We start from the raw sequence: 1,661 nt of genomic DNA, 5'->3' as shown, positions 1-1,661 counted from the left end.
TAACCGCACGGTTTTTGAAAAACGCACCGTGGCCACAATCATGCTGGATACAAAATAGGCGCAAAAGGAACGCCGCGTTGATGAGCGCAATGAAAAGCGCCAAGATCCAAGACACCGACAACGCCCACCACGCACAGACCCACAGAACCACAAACGGGCAAAGCGTCACGGCAATTTCAAAGCTGCTGCGCCACACATCTGGTTCGCGGTATTTGCCCAAGGTTTTAAGCCAATCTCTGGCGGGTCCCACCATTTGCGTAGGCTGGCTTTCGTCGGCATTTTGGTTCATGCGGTCTACTCGATTGTTTCGTGCATTCCTGATAGTGCTATTTCCGCCAAACGCAACACAATCAGGCATATCGGAAGAGAGCATGCCGCTCACAGCGAAAGGTATTCTGACATACCCCTAGACAATCTGTCGGGCCAGCCGCTATCCCTTACGCCAACGACATGAACAGGCGGATAGCATATGAAACTCGGCTGTATTGGTGATGATTTTACTGGATCAAGTGACCTCGCAAACACGCTGGCCAAAGGCGGGATGCGCGTTACGCAATACACTGGGGTTCCATCTGACCCTGCTTCTGTTGATATTGAGGCCGGTGTGGTTGCGCTTAAGTCACGATCCGTTCCCGCAGCCCAAGCTATTGAGCAGTCTCTTGCGGCGCTTGACTGGTTGTTGGCCCAAGGTTGCACGCAGATATTTTTCAAATATTGCTCAACCTTTGACAGCACACCTGAAGGTAACATTGGTCCTGTCATGGATGCGCTAGCCGCGCGGCTTAACGCCACACGCGTGATCGCCTGCCCTGCTTTTCCAACAACGGGGCGCTCAGTTTACCAGGGGCATCTGTTTGTCCAAGATCAGCTGCTAAGTGACAGTGGCATGCGCCATCACCCGCTCACGCCAATGACTGACCCTGACCTGCGCCGTTGGTTGGGTCTGCAAACTCAACATTCGGTCGGGCATGTTGCAGCCCCGACAGTGTTTGCTGGCGCAGAGGCGATTTCAGCCGAGCTTGACGCGCAGCACGCCCTTGAGAACACCCACATCATTGTTGATGCAATCCGCGATGAAGATCTAATGGCCATCGGCAAAGCCGCTGCCGACCTGCCGTTGATTACTGGCGGGTCTGGCGTGGCGCTTGGTCTGCCTGCAAATTTTGGCTGCAGCCCAAGCCGCCCCAACTGGACCAGTCAGGACGGCAAATGTGTGGCCCTGTCTGGATCATGCTCGATCGCGACCCGTGAACAAGTGGCACGTCACAAAGAAAACCACCCCAGTCTTGAGATTATTGCCGCTGATGTGATTGAGGGCCGCCAAACCGCCCAAGACATCGCGTCGTGGGCACTGCAGGCTGACGGCATCCCGCTTGCGTACAGTTCTGCTGATCCTGAGGTCATTAAATCAGTCCAAACTGAATACGGTCTTGAGCAGTCATCGCAGGCCATTGAAACGCTCTTTTCTGATGTTGCGGCCCTGCTGGTTACAGGTGGTATTACCCGTTTGTTAACCGCGGGCGGTGAGACATCAGGCGCGGTTGTGGAAGGCCTAAAGCTTACACAGCTTGAGATCGGCCCTGAAATTGACCCCGGTGTACCCGCATTGCGCGCCAGCAAAGACCTGACCCTTGCGCTTAAATCAGGCAATTTTGGTTCAC

Annotated in this window: 1 protein-coding gene and 1 pseudogene; one reads left to right on the top strand and one right to left on the bottom strand. The window is 54.6% G+C overall.

The window, feature by feature from the left end; genetic code table 11:
* Positions 1-289: pseudogene (locus ACTF5M_RS11365) on the bottom strand (fatty acid desaturase); the annotation flags it as partial.
* Positions 290-469: 180 nt separating this feature from the next.
* Here ACTF5M_RS11365 and otnK point away from each other — a divergent pair.
* Positions 470-1,661, top strand: a 1,192-nt coding sequence (otnK, locus tag ACTF5M_RS11360) for a 3-oxo-tetronate kinase (protein ID WP_438961075.1), incomplete at its 3' end; no start/stop codon positions are given.

The sequence above is a fragment of the Nereida sp. genome (genome assembly GCF_965655635.1).
GTDB lineage: Bacteria > Pseudomonadota > Alphaproteobacteria > Rhodobacterales > Rhodobacteraceae > Nereida.
The sequence above is the reverse complement of the archived record's forward strand: the minus strand, read 5'-3'. Positions and strand labels throughout refer to the sequence as shown.